The sequence below is a fragment of the Legionella bozemanae genome (genome assembly GCF_001648595.1).
Taxonomy (GTDB): domain Bacteria; phylum Pseudomonadota; class Gammaproteobacteria; order Legionellales; family Legionellaceae; genus Legionella; species Legionella bozemanae.
In genome coordinates this window covers 271,700-294,411 of record NZ_LBAW01000001.1, presented here as the reverse complement: position 1 = coordinate 294,411, position 22,712 = coordinate 271,700, and the positions used below count along the sequence as shown (strand labels likewise).

Below are 22,712 nucleotides of genomic sequence, written 5' to 3'. Positions count from 1 at the left end.
TTTCAATGCCTTAAACCAAATTTTTTTGTCTATCTCTCAGGCTTTATGCGCGGTACGTAGAAAGATGAGTATGTTTCATTTAAAAACCCAAGATTACATTCAAATTTCGCGTGGGTCGCTCAGGGACAAGTCGTAGGAGCAGGGTGTAGGCAGGGATGTGATCAAGAGACAGTTGCTGCACCCGGGTTACTTATGGACAGCCTTTTTATTTGATATTAATGCAATTAAATCTTCTTCATTTAATGTTTCTTGCTTTAATAATAATTGCGCCCCTTTTTCTAAAATTTTAATGCGTTTTTTAATAATATCTACGGCATCATCAAAGGCAGTTTGAATTATTTTGCGAACTGCCGTATCAATCTCACATGCTGTTTCTTCGCTAAATTCACGTTCGTTGTGCGTTATAGGAGACTCCAGGAAAGGTGAGTGTTCTTTCTGGTACGTTACAGGCCCAAGCTCTTTATCCATACCGTAACGCATGACCATATTCCGTGCAATGTCAGTCGCTTTGGCAAGATCGTCTGCTGCTCCCGTTGAAAATCGACCAAAAACAACAAATTCAGCTGCTCTACCTCCGAGTAAAACCATCATTTTATTTTTTAACTCTTCTTCTGTCATAAGATAACGGTCCTCAGTAGGACGTTGAATGGTATATCCTAAGCTGCCTATTCCTCGTGGAATAATTGAGACTTTGTGCACCTGATCTACGTTAGGCAAGGAGAGCGCTACCAGGGTGTGTCCCATTTCATGATAAGCTACTGCTTTACGCTCTTCGGGATTGAGTAAGCGATTCTTTTTTTCCAGCCCTGCCACCATTCGTTCAATAGCATTGGTAAAGTCATCCATACTTACAGAGTCGGCATTATGACGTGTGGCAAGCAAGGCTGCTTCATTGACCAGATTTGCTAAATCGGCACCCGAAAAACCTGGAGTTAAGGCCGCAATCTTTTCAGGATCAACATCAGGGCCCTGCCGAATTTTTTTCAGATGAACATTGAGAATTTCTACTCGACCTTTTTTATCCGGCCGATCGACAAGTATGTGGCGGTCAAAACGCCCCGCCCGCAATAATGCGGGGTCAAGAATTTCCGGTCGATTGGTAGCGGCAAGCAGAATTAATCCTTCACTGGGGTCGAAGCCATCCATTTCCGAGAGTAACTGGTTTAAAGTTTGCTCTTTTTCATCATGTCCTCCGCCGATAGGATAAGCGCCGCGTGCTCTGCCTAAGGCATCAAGTTCATCAATAAAAATAATTGTTGGCGCGGTTTCTCGGGCATTAGTGAACAAATCACGTACTCGTGCAGCACCAACGCCAACAAACATTTCTACGAATTCTGAACCATTAATTGAAAAAAATGGTACTCCTGCTTCTCCTGCTACAGCTCGTGCAAGTAATGTTTTTCCGGTTCCAGGCGGACCCACTAAAAGTACGCCTTTAGGTATATGAGCGCCAATACGAGTATAATGTTGCGGGTTTTTAAGGAATTCAACTACTTCCATAAGCTCGGCTTTCGCTTCATCTACTCCTGCAACATCTTGAAATGATACATGTGTTTCTTTTTCCATGTAGATTTTCGCTTTACTTTTTCCAACATCCAAAACGCCGCCAGTTGCTGAACCCATACGTCTTAGTAAAAAACTCCACAGAGCGAAAAAGAGCAATGCAGGAATAATCCAGGATAATATCAGGGTTAACCATTTGTTTTCAGCTTGTCCTGTAAATTTTACTTTTGCTGCTTCCAAAGCCGATATAAGGGATGGATCATTAACGCGAACTGTAGTGACTTGGGGGTTTTTGCCGCCATATTCTTTTATTTCATTAAATTTGTCTTCGGGAAGTAATCCTGATAAACCTTCAGTTTTTACGTCTGCGGTAATGTAGCTTTCATCAAGTAAGACGTTATTTAACTTATCGGCTTTCAAAAGTTTTATAAAATCACTGTAAGCAATATTTACAGGATGGGTTGCGAAAAAAAAGCTCTGAAACAGGATGATAATCCAGAAAATCATCAAAACATACCAGAGCGAAAACTGCCATTGTTTATTTTCCACCACTTCTCCCAATTTAAGGCTATCCTTTTATTAGTAGAAAAAACGAACTGGTTTTATACAGTATATACCAAAGGATGGATGAGCATGTGATGAAGTATTGCCTAATTCCATATTTTTATGCTATGAGCCTGACTGGAGGGGGATTTCAAACCATATTGAAAAGAGCAGGGAAATAGTTCCTATTTAGCGAGTGAATTAAGTGCTAAAAGTGAAGCTGTTTTATTTCAAAAAACACCCAAATTGTTGAATTAAAGATCTATCGAGATTATAATTAAACTATTGCTCGGTAATTGGCATGAATCATGTTTCAAAATGTAGATAATACAATTAACCCAACTCCTAAAGAGAATTATATTCTTGATTACCCTGGTAAAAATGATTTATCTGATTTTTTAAGTTATGTCAGGCACGAAGATGCGATGGCGGAAATTTATTTTGAAAATGATGTTGAAAAATTAGGTGATGAAACGGTTCAGTTATTTAACAATAATGGAAAATTGTTACATAACGATAGCAATAGATGTGATTTAATGCTTGTTTTGCGGGACAATGGAAAAGTCATCGGCTTTATTGAATTAAGGCTAAACAAAGATACAGAAAAAATATCTCAATTGTTTAGTTTATTTGTAAGTGAGACATATCGTCGTAAAGGACTTGGTAATTTAATGATGGTCTATGCTCTGGATTTTTTCGTAAATAGCGGACAGCACAATATGACAGTCAGCCCCTCAGCAGAATCGCTTACCGTTTATAATAAGTTTGGTTTTTATCCACCAGAGTTTTATGAAGATCAAGAGGCATTAAAAAATTGGTTCAAAAAGATGGAGAAGGAACGGCTTGAGCAGTTACAAGATGAGCCTTCAGAGTATCTTATAATGGATTTAACCGATCAATTTTGTCGTGAAACCTTTGAAAATCATTGTAAGAAAGTTTCTCCTCATTTTGTCAAATTTGAGATTTCTCAAGATTTACAAAAGGATCTAAAAAGTGATGTCTTCGACTGGAGAAAAAAAACAGCCACACCAACTTTATCTAGCAGTGGTTTGGGAGTTCTAAGTACTTTAGACGATGGCAAAAAAAGAAAAGCTGAACCTACCACATCGGCCTCCACTGTGCAGGATGAACCTCAAACCAAAAAATTGTTTCATGATTAATAGAGAAAGTGCATACAGAAAATCAGTACTAATCAGCGCGAAACGGCCATCATTTATTACCGCATGTTCTTTAATTTACGACTATTATTAGTAGAAAAATGAACTAATCTTACCCTTAGATTCAAGGATAAAGGATCATGTCATCAGTATTTCCTCAATTCCATATTTTTTTATGTGGTGATGTTATGACTGGGAGAGGGATAGATCAAATTTTAACTCATCCTGGTGAGCCGCAAATTTATGAGTCTTATGTTAAAGATGCACGTGATTATGTCTGGCTTGCTGAAAGAGTCAATGGCAAGATTCCGCTTGGCAAAAAAGGAACATATATATGGGGAGATGGTTTAGTAGAATTAAAATTAAGAAATCCTGATTTTCGTTTAATTAATCTGGAAACAAGCATTACCCGTAGCAATACGCCATGGCCATTCAAGGGGATTAATTACCGCATGCATCCTGAGAATATAGATGCAATTACTTCAGCACACGTTGATGTATGTGCTGTGGCTAATAATCACATATTGGATTGGGGCCGAGAGGGATTTTTAGAGACACTGTTGACTTTGGATAAAGCTCGAATAGCTTATGCGGGCGCAGGAAAAAATATTCAGGAAGCGACTGCGCCTGCAATCCATCTTGTTCCAGGTTTTAAAGGAAGGATTCTCGTATTCTCGATGGGGCTTTTTTCCAGTGGTATTTTAAAAGAGTGGGCTGCCACTTCGGAACAACCTGGGGTATGGTTGCTGACTGATTTAGGTAAAGACTCCATAAAGCAAATAAAGGAAGTGATTGAGTATTACAGAAAAACTGGAGATTTATGCATTGTTAGCATTCATTGGGGGGAAAATTGGGGTTATGACATTCCAGCTCAACATCAGCGATTTGCTTACACACTCATTGATGAATTAGGTGTTAACGTGATTCATGGTCATTCTTCGCATCACCCAATAGGTATTGAATGGCACAACCAGGGGTTAATTCTATATGGTTGCGGAGATTTGATTAATGATTATGAGGGTATCAGTGGCTGGGAACAATTTAAAAGTGATTTGTCATTGATGTATTTTTTTTCTTTTGCCCCCAATTTACAGTTGTCGCATTTGGAGTTGGTGCCAATGATAAGAAAAAATTTCAAATTGCATTATGCAAGTAATGAAGAGTGCCAATGGATAGTTAAAAAACTTATCCAATGTTCGCAGGCTTTTAAGACGTCTTTTGAATTAGAGGAGCGTGTGATTTATTGTTTATGAATTCAACTAATTGAGTTTGAGGAATTTGTGGAGAAAGGTGAATCTATCTTTTGGGTTATTCCTTCTGTAATAATTAAAATTAAAGGCGCTAAATCTTTTTTGCTGCATTGCTCGAGTTTTTTTCTTATTTTTTCATGTGAAGTAGAATAAAAATCTGCAAAATCATTATGTTTATAACAGTAAAGTAACCATTGGATGTCTTTTTTAGTTGGTGAAGAAGAGAAAAAAAAACTTGTCCGTGATGTTTTTTTTAAAAAACGAATTTGTTCTACCAGATGGTTTGCAGCATTTCTTCTTAATTGATTGATAAGTGAGAAGGGCGCATTGTTTTCTTGGGCAATTTTGTAGAACAGGACACATTGCTTCATACTCATTAGGCTAATTAATCTTTTTTGCAAATGCTCATCTAAATGGAAAAATAACATTTGATATTTTTTCTCGGTTAACCAATATTCTTCTTGAGCTGCTATATAAAGACGCAAAAAGTAACTCTCCTTTTCTGTATTATAGCGATTGGCGTCATCGAGTAGGCTTAATTGCCTTAATGCAGTAAAAAACTCAAGTATGGCATTTGGCGAAGGTCGATCCACCCTGTTTTTTTTTCCCATTTTCAAGATGAAATTTTTTACTAATTCACAAATAAAGAGGTCAGGTTTTTTCTTAAAATGCTCAAAAAGCCCGTCAGTACAAAAACCAATATCGCGAAATTTTCTTATGAGTTCCTCTCGCTTCATGTGTACATTGTCATTTCCGAATTCAATAATCTTTTTTAAGGGGTTATCTGCACCAAATAGACTTAGTAAAAGTGGGCTCAATGCAAAAAAATCACTAGATTCCGAGTAATAACCGTTTAATATTTCGATGGCAATATGTTCTGGAGTTCCTTGAGGAATTTGTGGTGTATCAATGATGGGTTTGGCATAATCGAGATCCAGGAATGACACGTCAACTTTATATTTTTTCCCATCAGTGGTCTCAATTTCTTTGATTTGTATTTTGATATTTTCCCCTTTAATATCGCCATGTACGATTGAAGGACCGCTGGTATTCCTATAATGAAGGGTGTTGAGTCCAAGAATCAATTGCCAAGAGATATCTACTACTTGTAAAAAGGTTAATTGATTTAATCCAGGATTATCACAAGCATCCGGATAGATATGGAACCCATCTATGTAATCCATAATGAGAGCATCTCTACCTTTAATATTTAAGACGGCTATTTCTGAAGTATAAAATTGAAAAGGAGAGGGATGGTGCTTGCCATCATAGAGTTTTATTGCCACAGGGCTATGGTAGTCAATTCTCAACTCTTCTTTTTTTATGTGGCGCGGTTTTAAATCTAGGGGGTTTGCATTGACTAAAGTACACTGATGTCCTTTATAAACAGCACCGCCTAACTCTTCAGAAAAATCAGAGGCATAGTACACAACAGATCCATTTCGTTGTTTTACAGGAAATAAGGTAAAGGGCAGCGGTTTTTTACCTTTTTCTTTATGTGTCATAAAGCGTGCCTTTTAGTAAGTACTATTTTATTACTTAAACCATCCAGACCCTAAATGTCCTTAATTAATTTTGACTCGATACTTAGTGACATGAACGCATCCTGAAAATTAGTTACTTTTTTTATTGAATGCAACATGTCCTTGCATCATTTTTACAAGTTGCTTAATAGTCTCTTAATTTTAATGGAATAAAGTGGAATTAGAAAAGAAGAAATAAGTTGATCGAAGAAGTGTTGAATTACCGCTATTTTTAGCGGCGTCTCTATCATTAATCTTTAAAGAGGAAGATGACATGATATCTAAAAGTGACATTACAAAAAAACAGGAAGCTGTATTTGTTACAACGGATCATTTTGCTAAGGAATATAGAGAAATTATCGAAAGAATTTCGGGGATCCGAATTGATGCCTCGCGTCTGCAGCGCTTGAATCAAGAAATAATTAAAATAAAGAAAAATGATTTTTTATCTTCTGATGCAAAAATTATTGCACTTTTGGATGTTTTGGCGAGTGAATATGCTGTCATTTTAAATTCATTTGGGGGGGCATACAGTGAAGCAGGTAATTTTATTAAAAATTTCTGTTCAAAAAATTTTGGTGTCGAATTAGGTAAAGCGCCTCTATATCGTATAAAATCAGATGGTTTAATGATGCGTATTTTAAATGATCAGATAAAAGTTCAATCTCAAGAGATAGAGGAAGAAAATTTATTACCACCTGTCAAAATGAGAACAACTGAATTGGGTTCTGTTTCAAAGAGCGAACCACTGCTTAGGCTACAAAAGGAGTTAAAACCTAGAGTATCCTCTTCAGTAGATATCCTTGAAACAGAACTAGTGGAAATAGGCCAATTCACTGTACGCAAAAACAAGGAATTAACTCGTTTAGGTAGTATGTTTGGCGCAAAACAATTTTGTTATGCAAAAAAGCCTAGTGGTGTAGAACCAGGATTTAGGGCGGTTAATTTAGATAAATTATTTTTTCAGGAACTGGACTCCCTGTTAGCGAAAGAACATTTGCCCTCTTCAGAGGAGTTGCCTGATAAAGAGCGATTAAAACTTATTCGCTTACGAGAAGACTTAAATGAAGCGGCAAGTGTAAAACAAAAGCGCGTCGTATTTTCAACTTTTATTAATTCGCATATAAAAGGCCCTCATGCTGAAAGCATCCTATATCCTGGTATCCAATGGCTTTGCAATGAAATAAAAGAAGCGGTAGCCAAAAACAATGGCTTAAGAGCTTGGATGTATAAACTCGATTATGCCGAAGGTCAAAAAGACAGAATTAAAGCCAACAAAGAAGCAATAAGAGAGTTTGTAGGCACACGCTTGGCCGGTATTTTTAGTGCGCAAAATCAAAAGCAGGAGCTTATCTGGGTTAAAAATGGTTCAAAAGGAGTTCATGCCTTATTAGCATGCGGCTGGAAAAATGGTTTGCGAGAGTTAACAAGTTTTCTATATGGTGGTTCTGAGCCTGATTATAATGGTGTCTTGGTAGAAGATAAGCAGGCTGCAATCAAACGCTCCAAATACATTCCCGGGTTGGCCAAGAATTTAATTTTTGGTATTGCGATTGGCGATCGGGATGGCATGGGTAAGGATGCGCAAAATAAAGGTTTTGCCGACGCTGCATTTTACGGTTTTGATTATGGAAAGCCTTATGAAGGAGAAGGCGTATGCTCAAGCTTAAGTGATGATTTTTCATTTGAAGACAGTTTCGCTAAAGCGCCTGCATTATTTAGAAGTTCTTCCACAATTGGTTTTGCCCGCCATTTTATGTATCGAAATTACAGTGTTTTTTACGATACTACCTTATCTGAGCGCATGGAAGGGTTCCATTTACTCAGAAAGATGATCACCGGTGAAAACCCTAATGAAGAAGTGATTGAAAGTTATCCAGGGCTAAGACAGGAATTAGAGCGTATTCAAAAAAATACACCTTCCCGGGAGGAGTTATTAAATTCTTTAGGCGAGCTGAGGAGAAATTGCAGTGAGGGAAGTCAATTACAGGCTTTAATTGATACCGATATCATGAAAATATGGGCAGGGAAATTATCAAATTTTGATCTGTATTTTGCCAAAATAAGAATTAATTTAATCGAGATGGGTATAAAAAACGACATGCCTTATGAGGAGCTGGAAGGGTATCTAGGGTTTATTAATGATATGGCAGCAACAGCCTATAACAGCAATCAACAGATATTGGCTAAATTCCCAAAACGAATGTTATTAACTGCACAGGAAATCGATTTAATCGATAAATTAGAAAAGTATTTTTCACCTACCTCAGTCATGTCGCATGATGGAGAAGTTTTTTTGCGTACAATGCGTTTTGATCCACAAAGCGGCAGAATTCCATTTCAATTAAAAAGGGAAGAGAATGGGACTTATACCTTAACTACACTGAATAAAAAAATTGCTCGTCAATTGGAAGATGAGTTTGCGCTTGAGTGCGTTCAAAACGATGGGGGCTTAAGTTGTACTATTATGCCCAAACAACTTTTAAAATTAATGGAAATCGCTGAGCTTAAATACAATCAGAAAAAAGAGATGTTATTAATTAAACCAACCTATAAATTTATCACCTTTCCTAACATGTCTTTTTTGCTGAACCAGTATAATATGCCATCGGATCCTAAAATAGATATTGGTTTTTTATGGCATGCAGAGAATAGCTTATCTTTGCGAGTTATCGCTAAAACTGAGAAACAAGCACTGCAAGTACAGAAGCTTTTTGGAATACTTCCCGCGCTGAATCAAGCTGAGCTTATTGAAGTTTCATCAGAGGAACATGATAAATTCCAACACCTCATAGACCAACTCTTTGAGGAAAATCAGCAGTTCATGCGACGCAAAATGAGTGTGCAGACAGGGCGAGGAGACGTAATTTCTACTTTTTCTCGTTTGAGTGTGCAAATAGCTCCGACTGCAGGGGGTAATACCAAATGGAACGATTTACATGAAAAAGCTGAAGTTGAAGACGAGGCTCTAGCACCCACCAATCAATTGTTATTGAAACGATTGCGAGGATTGATTAGTGACTCAGGCGTTTTACAAGTAATTGAAAAAGTTATAAACGAGGTAACGAACCCTAAAGTTATTGAAAAATTGTTGCAATACAATGATAAAACGCTCTCTTCTTATGATAACCTAAAAGCGATCATTGATGAGCGATTTGATGCGATAGTAGAGATTGCAGAGGAACAGCATCTAATGGGCTTAGTTGGTTCAAGCGTGAAACAAACAATTTATTAAGGTCCGGGCTTAAGCAATAGGACACTATGCATTTAGGACAATGCGCAAAAATACATGCTATTTATTTTTATTATTTAGAACAATCCCCTTATAGAATCCTTTGCATTGTTTGCTATACCAAACGCCTTTTGTAATTCCTGCTTCACTGTATTTATATAAAAAATAATCGATTCGCTCATGCCAGGAATTTTTTGCTGTCTTTGCAAAGGCGATTAAACTGCCGTGAATGAGATAAATACCGTCTACTTTGTCACTTTTAAAGGATATTTGTTTTAGATGAATCCCCTTATTAGTGATTATAGGCTTATCAATTCCATCCTGTATGGTATGAATGAAGGTGCCAGGGCTATGTTCCTTACAGTATTTTTTGGTAACTCCTTTTTTATTCGGAACTGCTTGATAATAAATTCCTTTCCAGGTGATTAAATCAAGATTGGCAAATAAGACACCAGGAAAAAATAAGAGATATAAAAAAACGAAAATACAGTGCAACGTGATTATCCTTATCTAAATATATAGTCTGAGTAAAGCACAGCGGTACGTAGGTCATGAAGCACTCAGCTCATAATAATGGTTTGTAAAAAGGGGCTGGAAGCCGATACGTTTGTAGAGATTAAGGCCTGCAGTGGATGCTTCCAAAAAGCATGTTTGCACTTTTAAATCCAAAGCTTTTTGCAAAGTATAAGCTAACATTGCGCAGGCAAAGCCGCGTTTTTGAAAGCGCGGTAAGGTAGCTAAATCATCGATGCGGGCAAGATTTTCTTTTACCGTTAATGTTATTGATACCACTGCTTCTTTGGCAAAAAAACCTGAAAAATGATGAATATCACACGATTTTTTCAATGCTTCATCATGTCTTAAAGTATAAACATGGGTAATTTCTGGTGTTGATTGAAAGCCATGGATAAGGGGAATACTCCAGGTATGTAAATCCTTATTCATTTCTTTAAATTCAAGTTGGTTATCCGGAGTATTCAGTGAATTCGCCACAAGATTGAACGCCATCCCTACACCAGTATCAGTTAATTCATAATCTTGTGGTAATGGATTATCTTGCTCTGAAAAAATCGGTGTATGTTCTGAAAAAATCAGTGCCCATGGTAAATTCTTTTGTGCGAAGTAGGATCTGCAATGTGCGAGATCATGTAAAAATTTTTCATCTATCTTGGTAACAAAAGCAGGGTTCAAACCTGTGGCAAGCACCCCGGTTTCAAAAGCAGTTATTGTTTGATAATCAAGACAATTTAAACTGATCAGCGAGAAAAAGCGCCTTTCCATATCATGAAAATCATGAAGCAGTTTTTGCATTAAAATAAATCCAATAAATAATTTTTTGTCGCATTATAACAAACTCCTAAGATGATAATGTACTGAAAAGGGAAAGAATCTGCATTTCAAACTAGGTACAGCGAAAGAACCTTCAGTATAAGGCTAATCCTTCGCTATAATTCTTAGTTTACTGAAGCTCATTTATTCAGGATTGTTTGCCTCGGATGAGAAGAACCGGCATGGGGGCATTGCGAATTACTCCTTCTGCAACACTACCAAGTAATAAATGCTGATAGCCTCGACGACCATGCGTTCCTACGACAAGCAAATCAGCTGGCCAATTTTTTGCTGCTTCAATGATTTTCTCAGGTACTTTTTCTTTAGAAGGATTCATTTCAAGTAAATGTGCTTCGCAATCAGCATGGTGTTCGCGGGCAATGGTGAGCATCTTATCCAGAAATTTTTGACCATATTCTTTGAATGAAGCTTCTAGTCTCTCATAATCAACACCGGTTCCGACATAAGGAGCATAAAATTCGTTTGCTATATGTACAATTCGTAATTTTGCCTGATGCACTTTACTCAGATTAATGGCTTCATGGAAGGCTTGCATTGATGTAGTACTGTCATCAATTGCAACTAAGATATTATGATACATTATTATTTCCTTATGAAAGTAAAATGGATTCCAGTGGTAAACGCATTAAATAGCATGATATAAAATCAGACCTATATTCCGCGCCTTATGGGCGGAACCCAGCTCCGGTATTTCATGTACGCTCGACTGGATGCCGTGCATAAAGCACGGCAAGTAGGCCCAAAAGAGCTGTTTTATGTTCAAAGAGCGTTTACCCTTACGTTCTGGAATATCTTACCTATAATCTAGAATGAAACCTAGGGTCTGGTGACAATTCGCTCCATTTTGGCTCAATCTAGCGAATTGTCACCAGACCCTATAGAATGTTTTTAATTTAGGTAAAAGAAACAAAATGAATTAATTTTTGAGTATAAAAATTGCATGAGGCAAGAATGACTACGAATAATGAAATTCTGTTTACTCCATTTAACTTGCGCGGTTCAATTTTGAAAAACCGCATCGTGATGGCTCCACTAACGCGAAATCGCGCAATTCATGGAATTGATGCCCCTTCAGAACTTAATGCGGAATATTATGCGCAACGAGCAGATGCAGGTTTAATCATCGCTGAGGCAACACAAATTTCACCTACAGGGAAAGGATATGCTTGGACGCCTGGAATTTACTCCTCGGAGCAAATTGCTGGATGGAAATTAGTAACGGACGCAGTTCATGCAAAGGGTGGGGTTATTTATTTGCAACTTTGGCATGTAGGACGAATTTCACATCCCTCGCTTCAACCGAAAGGGGGTGCTCCTGTAGCTCCTTCTGCCATTGCGGCAACAGGGCAGCGCACATTTATTGAAAATGGGACATTTGTCGAAGTGGGGAATCCACGTGCTTTAAAGCTTAGTGAAATTCCGGGCATTATTGAAGATTATCGAGTTGCAGCAAGGAATGCTATTTTATCCGGATTTGATGGTGTTGAAATTCATGCAGCCAATGGATATCTTATTCATCAATTTTTGTGTGATGGAACAAATCATCGCACCGATCAATACGGCGGTTCAATTGTTAATCGACTGCGTTTTGCACTGGAAGTAACCAGTGCCATTGTATCTGAAATTGGTGCAAATCGAACAGGAATTCGTCTTGCTCCGGTAAGTCATGCCAATGGCGTTTCAGATACCTCGCCTGCTGCGGTGTTTTTCCCGCTTGTACGGGAGCTGAATCGATTCGATTTGGCTTATATTCATGTTATCGAAGGGGAAACTCAAGGCGCACGAGAGTATTATGGCCTTGATTTTGCTGCATTACGGAAAGAGTTTAACGGCCCTTGGATGGTAAATAACGGCTATACATTAGAAATGGCAATTGAAGCGATCAGCAGTGGTTATGCGGATCTCGTTGCTTTTGGGAGGTATTTTATTTCCAATCCGGATCTGGTGACGCGATTTAGAAAAAATGCCCTACTCAATGAATTAGATCGTGCGACTTTATATGGGGGTGGCACAAAAGGTTACACTGATTATCCCTTTTTATAGTAAATGAATGAAGACAAATAAGATGAGGCACAAACAATTGTTACTGGTTCTTTTTCTTTTTATTTTAATTGTTACTCTAGGGTATTTTTTACAACGACATTTCATTTATTTTCCATCTCCAGAAAAACCGAGTTTGAGCGATTTTCAGGCCGAAGACATGCAAATCATTAAGCTGCCTGTTGCAGATGGATTGACTTTAAGTTCTTGGTATAAACCCGCTGTGGATAATAAGCCGACAATACTCTATTTACATGGAAATGCAGGGCATATTGGTTATCGCATGTATTTGACTCGTCAGTTCCTTTCACAGGGGTTTGGCGTGTTATTACTTGAGTATCGCGGGTATGGAGGAAATCCGGGAAAGCCAACTGAATCAGGATTGTATCAGGATGCTCGAGCAGCAATGACGTTTTTACAGCAACAGGGCGTTCCGGTAAATAATATCGTGCTTTATGGAGAATCATTAGGAACCGGGGTAGCTACGCAAATGGCAACAGAATTTCCTATTTGCTCTTTAGTTTTGCAATCCCCCTATACCTCATTAACTGCTTTGGCTCGATTTCATTATTCCTGGGTGCTCATGCCTGTAATTGATAAGTATGATTCTTTATCGCGTATTCAAAACATTCATGTTCCTATCTTAATGTTGCATGGAAAATTGGATGAGGTTGTACCTTACGATCAGGGTTTAGCCCTTTTCAACCATGCAAACCAACCTAAGAAATGGATTGAATTTGCTGATAAGGGGCATCATAACTTATGGGATGAACATTTTGCTCAAATCGTTATTCATTTTATTAATACTTATTGTGGGCCCGAATTCAACACGAGCACACAATAAATAATATTCTTACAGCCTAGATGACGCGTCTGAATCTTATATACATCGCTGAAAAACCAGTCCAAGCACTACTCCGACGTCCCGCGGGCTTGTCCGCGAGATCCAGGCGATCTGTCCTAAAACACTGGACCTGCGAACAAGCCGCGGGGTGTAGGCCGAGATGTGATCAAGAGACAGGTGATGCGTGGCGGAAAGCTACAACCGGAGAAAATAAGGCTAAATTGCATCAGCAGGTCTATTCATGATTAAAATTTTGGTACGTTTTTTTGAGCCAACAGTATTGCGGTAGGAAAAAAAATTAACATAGAATGCATTATGTTTCTTGGTAAGGGGTTATGGATGACCTATTTGAAGCGTATTGCAGTTATTTTCATCATTCTATCGTTGGCTCAAGAATTGATTTTAGCAAAAACAAATACAGAAACTCAAGCATGCGATGCAAGCATCCATAATCCTTGTGTCGTGCAGGATACTGAGTATTCCTCTTCTTCATTAAAGGTATTGCGTGATGCCTCCATGATCGCCGATGTATACCAAGGGAATACAGCAGGTATTAAAGAGCTGACCATTTCTGGAAGTGAGGAGCCGAGTGAAAAGGGATGGAAAGATATTTCTGATTATATTTCCAGGCATAAGAGTTCAAGGAGTCAATCTGTTTTGGTACTAGATTTACGCCAAGAGAGCCATGGTTATCTTAATGGCAAAGCGATTACGTTAGTAAGTGAATATGATTGGATAAATAAAGGAAAAAGCAATAGCCAAAGTCTTGCAGATCAGGAAAATTGGCTTAATTCATTAAGAGTTCAGAAAAAGGTGAGAGGGATTTTATCCTCACAACAGTTTGCCGCTAAGGAATATTCCAATGGTAAAAACATTCCAGTTAAAGTGGTAAAAAACGAAAAAGATTTGGTTTCTCGATTAGGTTTTGAATATCATCGACTCTATGTTACCGATCATGCCGCACCTTCTGATTTAGAAGTTGATGCGTTTTTGGCCATAATAAAAAATGCGCCTGAAGATGCGTGGTTTCATATCCATTGCCGGGGAGGAAAAGGCAGGACAACAAGCTTTTTTGTAATGTATGACATGTTAAAAAATGCAGATAAAGTGAGTTTTGAAGAAATTGTTGCGCGTCATGCCTCAATACCGCCATATTATAATTTATTTGAAGTAAATCGAGCTGATCCTTTTCTTACTCCTTATTATGAACAGAGACTTCGTTTTCTTTCTCATTTTTATCAGTTTGCTCAGCAGCTTTTGAAAGGGTATCAAGGAACATGGAGTCAATGGAGCTCCAGCAATCCTGTAGATAAGACATAGGATGGATTTTGAAATTAGGCTAGTGAACAGCTTCAGCCGTGATGTTCTTGAGAATAGGGTTTTATCCAGACTTTTGAGGTAGGGGTAGTGTGGTATACCATGCCTCTCCTAGGATAATCTGTTCCCACCAGACAGACATTTTTTCTTCATTCATTTCGTGCCATGCAACAGGATGTAGTACCAAAGCATCAGCCATTCGTTTTGATAAATCATACATGGCAAGTCGTTTAGGAAGAGAATCTTTCTCCCATGCTGTAATTGCCTGCTGCAAATCATCACCTTGCTTGAGATGTTCACTAAGACTTAGTGCATCCTGAATGGCTAAGGAAGCGCCATTTCCTACATGAGGGCGTAATACTGCACTTGCATCACCCAGTAAAAGAGCGCCCTGGGTTACAAGGTGATCGACGCAAACATCAACAATTTTCTGCATGAAAGGAGATGGCGTATCGAGAATGATTTGTGCCGCAACCTCCGGTAATTGGTTACGAGCTAATTGGTGTAGATGTTGTTTTGCTTTTACAGAAAAGTCGATTAAAGAGGTTGGGCCTAAATCCTCAAGGTCTGCAAGCGCTAATTTTTCATAAAAAACCCAATTTAACTTATTTGTTTGATGATGATACACCGGATAAGTTAATAAATGTCCTTTGTTATAGCAGTAATAAAGTCCCTGATCATTGAAAAGAGTTTTATTTTTTATCTTCTCAAACTCCAGCGTGCCACGCCATGCAACATAACCCGAATATTCCGGCTGTACATTGGATATCAATTTTCTTCCCAGAGATTGAACGCCATCTGCAAAAACAATTAAATCAAAGGCCTGTGTTTCTCCAGACTCTAAAATGACTTGTCCAGGACGTTCATCAGGAAGCTGTACGTCAATGACTTTTACGCCATGATGATATATCGAGTTCGGTATTCTTTTTCTTAAGTTAGTGAATAAAGTATCCCAGTGGAGACTTGCCATGGAAATTCCCTGTTTCCATAAAAATTTTCCATAAATCGGCTCATTGTCCGCTTGGCAATAAAAGCTGCGGGTGGTGAATGTATGAGCTAATGTACCTGGGTCAATAATATTTTGAGCGATTAAGGTGTTCAGTAATTCAATAGAGAGGGTAATACCCGCCCCACGTGATTTTAAATCAGGTTCCCGCTCAAAAACAGTGACCGGAAACTGGTCTTTCAATAATAAGGCCAGGGCACAACCTGCTATAGAACCTCCAATAATAGCGATTTTCAATGTAATTCCTGCCAGGAAATTGAATGAATACGATGGATTATATAAAGTAACAAAACAAAATCAATAAAGACCAATTAAACGCACAGGGGCTTCGGTTAAATCAGCAATTTTCATAAGTAAAATCATGCTGTAGGCACCTAATGCAGGTAATCTTGTTGCATTAAAAGCATTTTCAACAATATATTTCTTGTTTTCGAGCATCAGCTGGTGAACGATAAAGTCATTTTCTGGTCTATCCGGAGACAAGGTATCAATTCCGAATCTTATATACATCTCTGGAAAACCAGCCCAGCTCTACTCCAATGTCTTGTCCCCACGACCTTGTTCGCGGGGCGTCAGCACAGAGGTGAGCAAAGGCAACCGGGTTATCTACCGAAGCCCTTGAAAGGTATTTATTGCAAATTAATTAAAGTTCCAATCAGCAACCGGAGTTTCTGAATATTGATTTTTGGTATACTGCTCCAGCATATAATTAAAGTCATTTTTGTGTTTCATCAGATGTTTCTTTTGCCAGATACTTCCATTTTGATTTTTATAAAGTCTGGTTTTAATGATATCTAAATAAAAATGAGCCTCAACAGAGTCTATCCCCAAATCTTCAAGTCCTTTTAAAGCTTGGGGTAATAAGTTTTTTAAAAGAGTTCGAGCCTTAATCTTACCGGTGTTCCAATGTAGTCGCGCTTCTAATCCATAACGAGCTGACGCATAAAAATTTTTTAAAGTAGATTCCTGAGTTATTAAAGAGGTTAAAGAAGGGGATGTGTTTGCATAATAATAAACTATGCCATAAAAAAATGCCGCATTTGCTATCATATCAATTACAGTTGGGCCCGTAGATAATGCGCGGTGTTCAATTCTCAGATACGGTTCATCCTGTTTGTTAAAATCTAAAATGGGCCTGTTCCAGCGAAAAATGCAACTATTTTGACATCGAACATGGAACATATGATGGATTGGCTCCTCATAAGCTGCCAGAGGCAAGAGATAAGGAAAGTTTTTTAAATTATTTTCAAAAATGGGACATAGAGTTTCTTGCATATAATTAGGTTCAAAAAAAACGGTTTTTTGCAATGGATGAGGAAATGTATAAAGTTGTTCAAAAATACCAATTCTTGTTTCGCTCCATAAATTTTTTCCACAAAAATAAGGGGAGTTACTACTAAGAGCTAATAAGGGGGCTGATAATATTTGAACAATATTAAAATAATGAGCTAATTGATGCTGGGGAACTTCTATATGAAGCTGCAACGCACATATTAAACCTTCTATAGCTAAAGATTCTGGAGATAACTGAAGATTTTCATTTTCTCCTTTTAAATGAATAGATAAAGGTGCTTCTTTGCGATATTTGGTTACAAACTCATTCATTAAAAGAAAAGCATCCTTGGGCGTAATATAGGAAGGTTTAAAAAGAGCAGGGTCTGTTTGCGGTATTGAACCTATAAGTACCAAGTGGTGCCGGGTATTAAGCGCCATGTCACAACATTTATTCCAGGTCGCTAAAATATTTTGATGCAGAAGAGATAAAAAATTATCTTTTAAGGGAAAAACCGGAGTATTAATTTCCAGTTGAGTACCTCCTGCCTCTCTGACCAAGTCTTGGTTTTTTAATTTTTTAGTAAAAAGAATATTATGGGGCGTTAATTGATATTCTTTATCCAAAATAAGAAATTCAATTTCGGCACCTGCATTCATATGTTCCGATTTAAAATAATTTTTTGTAAACCATTTTTCTAAAAGCTGGGTTTCAGCAATTAAATTTTTTTCAAATAATTCACAATCAATTTTATAGTTTTCAATTTTTTTAATGCGCATTGCATCGTCCTTAGTATTACAACTAAAGCTTTTGTAATGAAATACTTAAATTTGATTCAACCATGAAACAATGATTCATCGGAATAATTTGCCATTTAAATCCATTGTTGGTTGATAATTTTTCAGAAGCAATGATTACGTATTGGTAAACAGTTTCTGTAGTTGCTTTTTGTGCAAAATTCCCTCTCAGGGAGAAGTACATCGTTTCCGGTTTTGCTTTTGAAGAAGTACAATAACGAAATGCAACGATTCTTTTTCCATCCGTGATGCAGATATTAAAATAGGACACGCCTTTTTCATGATGTTTTTTTACTAATTCGTCAATTATGTTCAACGTTTTTAACAAGGTATTGTGGATATCATGGGCATCTTTTATTTTTAAATTTTTTGCTAATTGAAGAAATAATGCAAAAATCAATTCTGAGTCGGTACTGCCTTTAACCCAATTATAAATATCATTGTCCAATAAATTATGAATTTGTCGCTTGATTTTTTCAAAGTTGGGAATCCATCCATTGTGCATAAATAACCAGTTTTTATATATAAAAGGGTGACAATTAAATTGTGAGATCCCGCCTGTGCTTGCTGCACGGATATGGCCAAAAAACAAATGAGACTTAGTCTTTTTTGCCAAATAAGTTAAATTTTGATCATTCCATGCAGGATAAAGGGATGTGAATAAAGCAGGTATTCGAGAGAATGAAGTGTACCATCCTAACCCAAACCCATCTCCATTAGTCAACGTACGTGATTCACGGGCAAGGAGGCTTTGTTTTATAAGCGAATTATTAGGCTTTATTAAAAGATCCGCTAATAAAATATTTTCTTTTCCTATATAAGCTACAAATCGACACATAATTTGTCCTATCGAGGCTTAAAACGATCCAATCATTGTAATTTTAGGAGTGGAACAATGAGATGTCCAAAAATAAACGTCTAATAATTACTTTTTTATTCATGTTAACCAGATTGTATCTTTGGGTTTATATTAGGGGGCTTTGAGTGCATCTCCGACCTACACCCCATATGGCAACAGTATTGTTTAGCGCAACTCTTCTGGAGCTCGCGGACAACCCGCGAACAAGGCCGTGGGGGCGGGACGTCGGAGTAGAGCTAGACTGGTTTTTCAGCGATATGTATCAGAGTTGGCCATAATTTGATATAAGATGTTGTGTAGTATAATTAATAACAAGAAGCGGCCATGGACTTAGGCAAAATGGAAAAAAATAAATGGGAGTTTTGGATCGATAGAGGCGGTACGTTCACTGATGTTGTTGCCTGCAGTCCCGAAGGACGTGTAAGCAGCCATAAATTACTTTCTGAAAATCCTGAACGCTATCCAGATGCGGCCATCCAGGGTATTCAAGATATCCTCAAATGTACTGCTATTCCAGCAGATGAAATTGCATTCATTAAAATGGGAACAACCGTAGCAACGAATACCCTACTTGAGCGCAAGGGAGCGAAGGTACTTTTAGTGATTACTGAAGGTTATGCTGATGCTTTGCGAATTGGATATCAAAATCGTCCTGAACTTTTTGCATTAAATATTAGATTACCTCCCTTGCTTTATGAAGAAGTGATTGAAGTTAAGGAACGAGTTGATGCAAAAGGTACTGTCTTAAAACCCTTAGATGTAGAAGGGGCGCGAAAAAAAATGGAACAAGCCTATGCTAAAGGATATCGCACGCTTGCTATCGTATTGATGCATGCCTATCGCTTTAATCGGCATGAAAAAAAATTAAAGGAAATTGCCGAGGTAATAGGATTCACACAAATTTCGGTAAGTCATGAAGTTGTACCCGTAATGAAATTGGTAAGCCGTGGAGAGACTACTGTTGTTGATGCTTATCTTTCTCCAGTGTTACAACGCTACATTCATAGTCTGCAAAATAAGTTAGAAAAAATCCCGTTGTTTTTTATGCAATCTAATGGAGGATTGGTGAATGCAAAACTTTTTCAAGGTAAAGACAGTCTTTTTTCAGGTCCCGCAGGAGGAGTGATTGGTATGATTAAAACCAGCCAAGCCGCTGGTTTTAATCAGGTTATTGGTTTTGATATGGGAGGAACATCAACTGATGTTTCTCATTTTGCAGGCGAATACGAACGCAGCTATGATTATACGTTTAGTGGAGTACATATCCGCACGCCAATGATGTTGATCCATACTATAGCAGCAGGGGGCGGGTCGATTCTTAATTTTGATGGTCAACGTTATGCTGTAGGACCTCAATCAGCAGGAGCAAATCCAGGCCCTGCCTGTTATCGTCGTGGTGGTCCACTCACTATAACCGATTGCAATGTGCTGCTTGGCAAAATACAGCCCCAGTTTTTCCCTAAAATTTTTGGTTCTGCAGCCAATCAAGAAATTGATGTACTCGTAGTGAATGAACATTTTCAGGCTTTAGCAAAAAAAATTCAAAAAGAAACAGGAAGTAGAAAAACGGTTGAAGAGGTTGCTGAAGGTTACCTCAACATCGCAGTGGAGAATATGGCGAATGCGATAAAAAAAATTTCCATACAACGTGGTTATGATGTGAGGCAGTATGTCTTAAATTGTTTTGGCGGAGCAGCAGGGCAGCATGCATGTATGGTTGCTGATAATTTAGGAATCAAAAAGATATTAATTCATCCCTTGGCAGGTGTGCTTTCTGCGTATGGAATGGGATTGGCAGAAGTCAGCGTCATGCATGAACAAGCAATTGAAAAAGCATTGCAGCGAGGCATTCTTGCTCTTTTACGTCCAAATTTTGAAAAAATAGAGAAAAAAGCTCATGGCGCATTAAAATCCCAGGGATTAACTAATAAAGCGATGACATGCAAACGGCAAGTGCACTTACGTTATGAAGGCTCAGATACTACATTACTTGTTGCATTTGGAACTATTAAATCCATGCGGCAGACATTTATGGAACAACATCGTAAAACGTTTGGATTCGCTTCATCCAGAAAAGCACTGATTGTTGAAGCAATTTCTATAGAATGTGCCGTTCCCAGTAAAACGTCGATTGAATTGACTGAAGAAGCGTCCCAACATCGCCCTGAACATAAAATTCCGCAACGTGAAGCAGTGAAAATTTTTACTCAGGGCTCCTACCATAAAGCGTCAGTGTATGATCGAGATGAATTAATTCCTGGGGATTGCATTCACGGTTGTGCCGTAATCATCGAAGCGAATGCGACTACTATTGTGGAACCGGGTTGGCAAGCTGAGGTGACTGCACAAAAATACTTATTATTAACACGATATCAAACTCTGGCTGCTAAAAAAGTAACGACTCGAGTTGATCCTGCCATGTTGGAGATATTTAATAATCGCTTCATGAGCATCGCGGAGCAAATGGGGGAGGTTCTACGTAAAACAGCAAGCTCGGTTAATATTAAAGAACGTCTTGATTTTTCCTGTGCTATTTTTGACGAGCAGGGCGAACTCGTTGCCAATGCACCTCATATTCCGGTGCATCTAGGCTCAATGAGCGAAAGCGTGAAATCCATATTAAAAAACAATCCGCAAATTCATCCGAACGATGTATATGTTTTAAATGCGCCTTATAACGGTGGAACCCATTTACCCGATATTACTTTGATCACTCCAGTTTTTGATAAACAAGGAAGCAATTTGTTATTTCTAGTTGGTTCACGCGGACATCATGCAGATATTGGCGGAATTACCCCGGGATCCATCCCTGCAGAAAGCAAAATTGTCGAGGAAGAAGGGGTACTGATCAATAATTTTAAAATCATGGATCAAGGTCGTTTTTTAGAAAAGGCGACATTAAACTTGCTTACCAAAGCGGAATATCCAGCGCGTAATCCCCATCAAAACTTAGAGGATTTCAAAGCACAAATTGCAGCAAATGCTTCTGGTGTGCAGAGTTTATTGGATTTAATTATACAGTTTGGTTGGGACGTAGTGCATGCTTATATGAAACACGTACGTGATAATGCGACTTCATCAGTAGAACGCTTATTGGGTAAGCTGGGGAATGGTCATTTTACTTATGCATTAGATGATGGGAGCCAAATTAAAGTCGCATTGAGTATTAATAAACAAACAAAACGGATGCACATTGATTTTACTGGCAGTTGCAAACAACACCCAGGTAATTTTAATGCGCCCACGGCGATTTGTAAGGCTGCTGTTTTATATGTTCTGCGCTGTCTGATTGCTGAAAATATTCCGTTAAATAGTGGTTGTTTTGTACCGATTGAGCTCGTTATCCCTGAAAACAGCATTTTAAATCCCAGCTATCCCGCTGCGGTTGTTGCGGGTAACGTTGAAACGTCCCAATGCATTGTTGATACCTTGTTTGGTGCATTAGGAGTGGTCGCTGCATCCCAAGGAACATGTAATAATGTCACTTTTGGCAATAAAAAGTATCAATATTATGAAACAATTTGTGGCGGAGCCGGAGCTGGGCCTGATTTTGATGGGGCTTCTGCAGTTCATACACATATGACCAATACCTATCTTACCGATCCAGAAATCTTAGAATTGCGTTTTCCAATTCTTCTAGAACAATTTTCCATTCGCAAAGGAAGCGGGGGGGACGGTTTGCATGGCGGCGGGGACGGTGTCGTTCGACGGATTCGTTTTTTAGAGAAGATGATCGTAAATATTATCTCCAGTCATCGTGTCATTCCTCCCTATGGGATGCAAGGAGGTGCTTCGGGTAAGCCTGGGCACAATTGGGTTCAACGTGCAAATGGCCAAGTAGAAGAATTGGGAAGTTGTGCACGTATAGAAATGCATCCAGGTGATGTGTTCATTATTGAAACACCTGGAGGTGGGGGGTACGGTAAACATTTACATGGGAGCCTGAGCTAATACCTAATTGTAGCTTGGGTGCAACGAAGCGAATCCCAGGATTTTAAAGTAATTGTTCTCCACGCAA

16 protein-coding genes are annotated in these 22,712 nt (G+C 38.3%); 7 read left to right on the top strand and 9 right to left on the bottom strand.

Translation table 11 applies throughout. The features are described 5' to 3' along the window. Window positions 1-186 precede the first annotated feature (186 nt). On the bottom strand, window positions 187-2,052 hold the full coding sequence (gene ftsH / locus A8O27_RS02180) for an ATP-dependent zinc metalloprotease FtsH (protein WP_058460557.1): 1,866 nt from the start codon (window positions 2,050-2,052) through the stop codon (window positions 187-189). 302 nt (window positions 2,053-2,354) lie between these two features. Here ftsH and A8O27_RS02175 point away from each other — a divergent pair, with 302 nt between their 5' ends. Together A8O27_RS02175 and A8O27_RS02170 are read left to right on the top strand one after the other, a co-directional pair. Then, window positions 2,355-3,206 carry a GNAT family N-acetyltransferase gene (locus A8O27_RS02175; protein WP_058460249.1) on the top strand — a complete coding sequence of 284 codons (852 nt, stop codon included), beginning with the start codon at window positions 2,355-2,357 and terminating at the stop codon, window positions 3,204-3,206. Between the two features lie 137 nt (window positions 3,207-3,343). Then, on the top strand, window positions 3,344-4,456 hold the full coding sequence (locus A8O27_RS02170) for a CapA family protein (RefSeq protein WP_058460250.1): 1,113 nt from the start codon (window positions 3,344-3,346) through the stop codon (window positions 4,454-4,456). Window positions 4,457-4,458: 2 nt separating this feature from the next. Here the strand turns inward: A8O27_RS02170 and A8O27_RS02165 are convergent, their stop codons facing one another. Continuing rightward, on the bottom strand, window positions 4,459-5,958 hold the full coding sequence (locus A8O27_RS02165) for a protein kinase domain-containing protein (protein ID WP_058460251.1): 1,500 nt from the start codon (window positions 5,956-5,958) through the stop codon (window positions 4,459-4,461). A gap of 292 nt (window positions 5,959-6,250) precedes the next feature. Between A8O27_RS02165 and A8O27_RS02160 the strand changes: the two genes are divergently transcribed. Next, window positions 6,251-9,211, top strand: a complete 2,961-nt coding sequence (locus tag A8O27_RS02160; protein ID WP_058460252.1) for a hypothetical protein — start codon at window positions 6,251-6,253, stop codon at window positions 9,209-9,211. 57 nt (window positions 9,212-9,268) lie between these two features. On the opposite strand, the gene A8O27_RS02155 is transcribed toward A8O27_RS02160, so the two are convergent. The 3 genes from A8O27_RS02155 to A8O27_RS02145 all read right to left on the bottom strand — a co-directional run bounded on the left by A8O27_RS02155 (window position 9,269) and on the right by A8O27_RS02145 (window position 11,138). Next, window positions 9,269-9,703 carry a hypothetical protein gene (locus tag A8O27_RS02155; RefSeq protein WP_058460253.1) on the bottom strand — a complete coding sequence of 145 codons (435 nt, stop codon included), beginning with the start codon at window positions 9,701-9,703 and terminating at the stop codon, window positions 9,269-9,271. Window positions 9,704-9,757: 54 nt separating this feature from the next. Continuing rightward, a complete protein-coding gene (locus A8O27_RS02150; RefSeq protein WP_058460254.1) occupies window positions 9,758-10,519 on the bottom strand; it encodes a GNAT family N-acetyltransferase in 762 nt (253 codons plus the stop codon). Window positions 10,520-10,685: 166 nt separating this feature from the next. Then, window positions 10,686-11,138, bottom strand: a complete 453-nt coding sequence (locus A8O27_RS02145) for a universal stress protein (RefSeq protein ID WP_058460255.1) — start codon at window positions 11,136-11,138, stop codon at window positions 10,686-10,688. A gap of 371 nt (window positions 11,139-11,509) precedes the next feature. On the opposite strand from A8O27_RS02145, the gene A8O27_RS02140 reads away from it, so the two are divergent. From A8O27_RS02140 to A8O27_RS02130, 3 genes are all read left to right on the top strand, one after another. Next, window positions 11,510-12,601: an alkene reductase gene (locus tag A8O27_RS02140; RefSeq protein WP_058460256.1), complete on the top strand. Its 1,092-nt coding sequence runs from the start codon at window positions 11,510-11,512 to the stop codon at window positions 12,599-12,601. A gap of 22 nt (window positions 12,602-12,623) precedes the next feature. After that, window positions 12,624-13,442: an alpha/beta hydrolase gene (locus tag A8O27_RS02135; protein WP_058460257.1), complete on the top strand. Its 819-nt coding sequence runs from the start codon at window positions 12,624-12,626 to the stop codon at window positions 13,440-13,442. Between the two features lie 339 nt (window positions 13,443-13,781). Further along, window positions 13,782-14,762, top strand: coding sequence for a phosphatase domain-containing protein (locus A8O27_RS02130; protein WP_058460258.1), 981 nt, complete (start codon window positions 13,782-13,784; stop codon window positions 14,760-14,762). 61 nt (window positions 14,763-14,823) lie between these two features. Here A8O27_RS02130 and A8O27_RS02125 read toward each other — a convergent pair whose 3' ends face one another. The 4 genes from A8O27_RS02125 to A8O27_RS02110 all read right to left on the bottom strand — a co-directional run bounded on the left by A8O27_RS02125 (window position 14,824) and on the right by A8O27_RS02110 (window position 18,673). Further along, complete coding sequence (locus tag A8O27_RS02125; RefSeq protein ID WP_058460259.1) at window positions 14,824-16,002, bottom strand: FAD binding domain-containing protein; 1,179 nt, start codon at window positions 16,000-16,002, stop codon at window positions 14,824-14,826. A gap of 60 nt (window positions 16,003-16,062) precedes the next feature. Continuing rightward, a complete protein-coding gene (locus tag A8O27_RS02120) occupies window positions 16,063-16,275 on the bottom strand; it encodes a cyclase family protein (RefSeq protein ID WP_058460260.1) in 213 nt (70 codons plus the stop codon). 129 nt (window positions 16,276-16,404) lie between these two features. Next, window positions 16,405-17,817: a glutamate-cysteine ligase family protein gene (locus A8O27_RS02115; RefSeq protein WP_058460261.1), complete on the bottom strand. Its 1,413-nt coding sequence runs from the start codon at window positions 17,815-17,817 to the stop codon at window positions 16,405-16,407. A gap of 22 nt (window positions 17,818-17,839) precedes the next feature. Continuing rightward, entirely contained in the window at window positions 17,840-18,673 is an 834-nt protein-coding gene (locus A8O27_RS02110) for a class II glutamine amidotransferase (RefSeq protein WP_058460262.1), read from the bottom strand. Between the two features lie 360 nt (window positions 18,674-19,033). Between A8O27_RS02110 and A8O27_RS02105 the strand changes: the two genes are divergently transcribed. After that, window positions 19,034-22,645: a hydantoinase B/oxoprolinase family protein gene (locus A8O27_RS02105; protein ID WP_202972299.1), complete on the top strand. Its 3,612-nt coding sequence runs from the start codon at window positions 19,034-19,036 to the stop codon at window positions 22,643-22,645. Window positions 22,646-22,712: the final 67 nt, after the last annotated feature.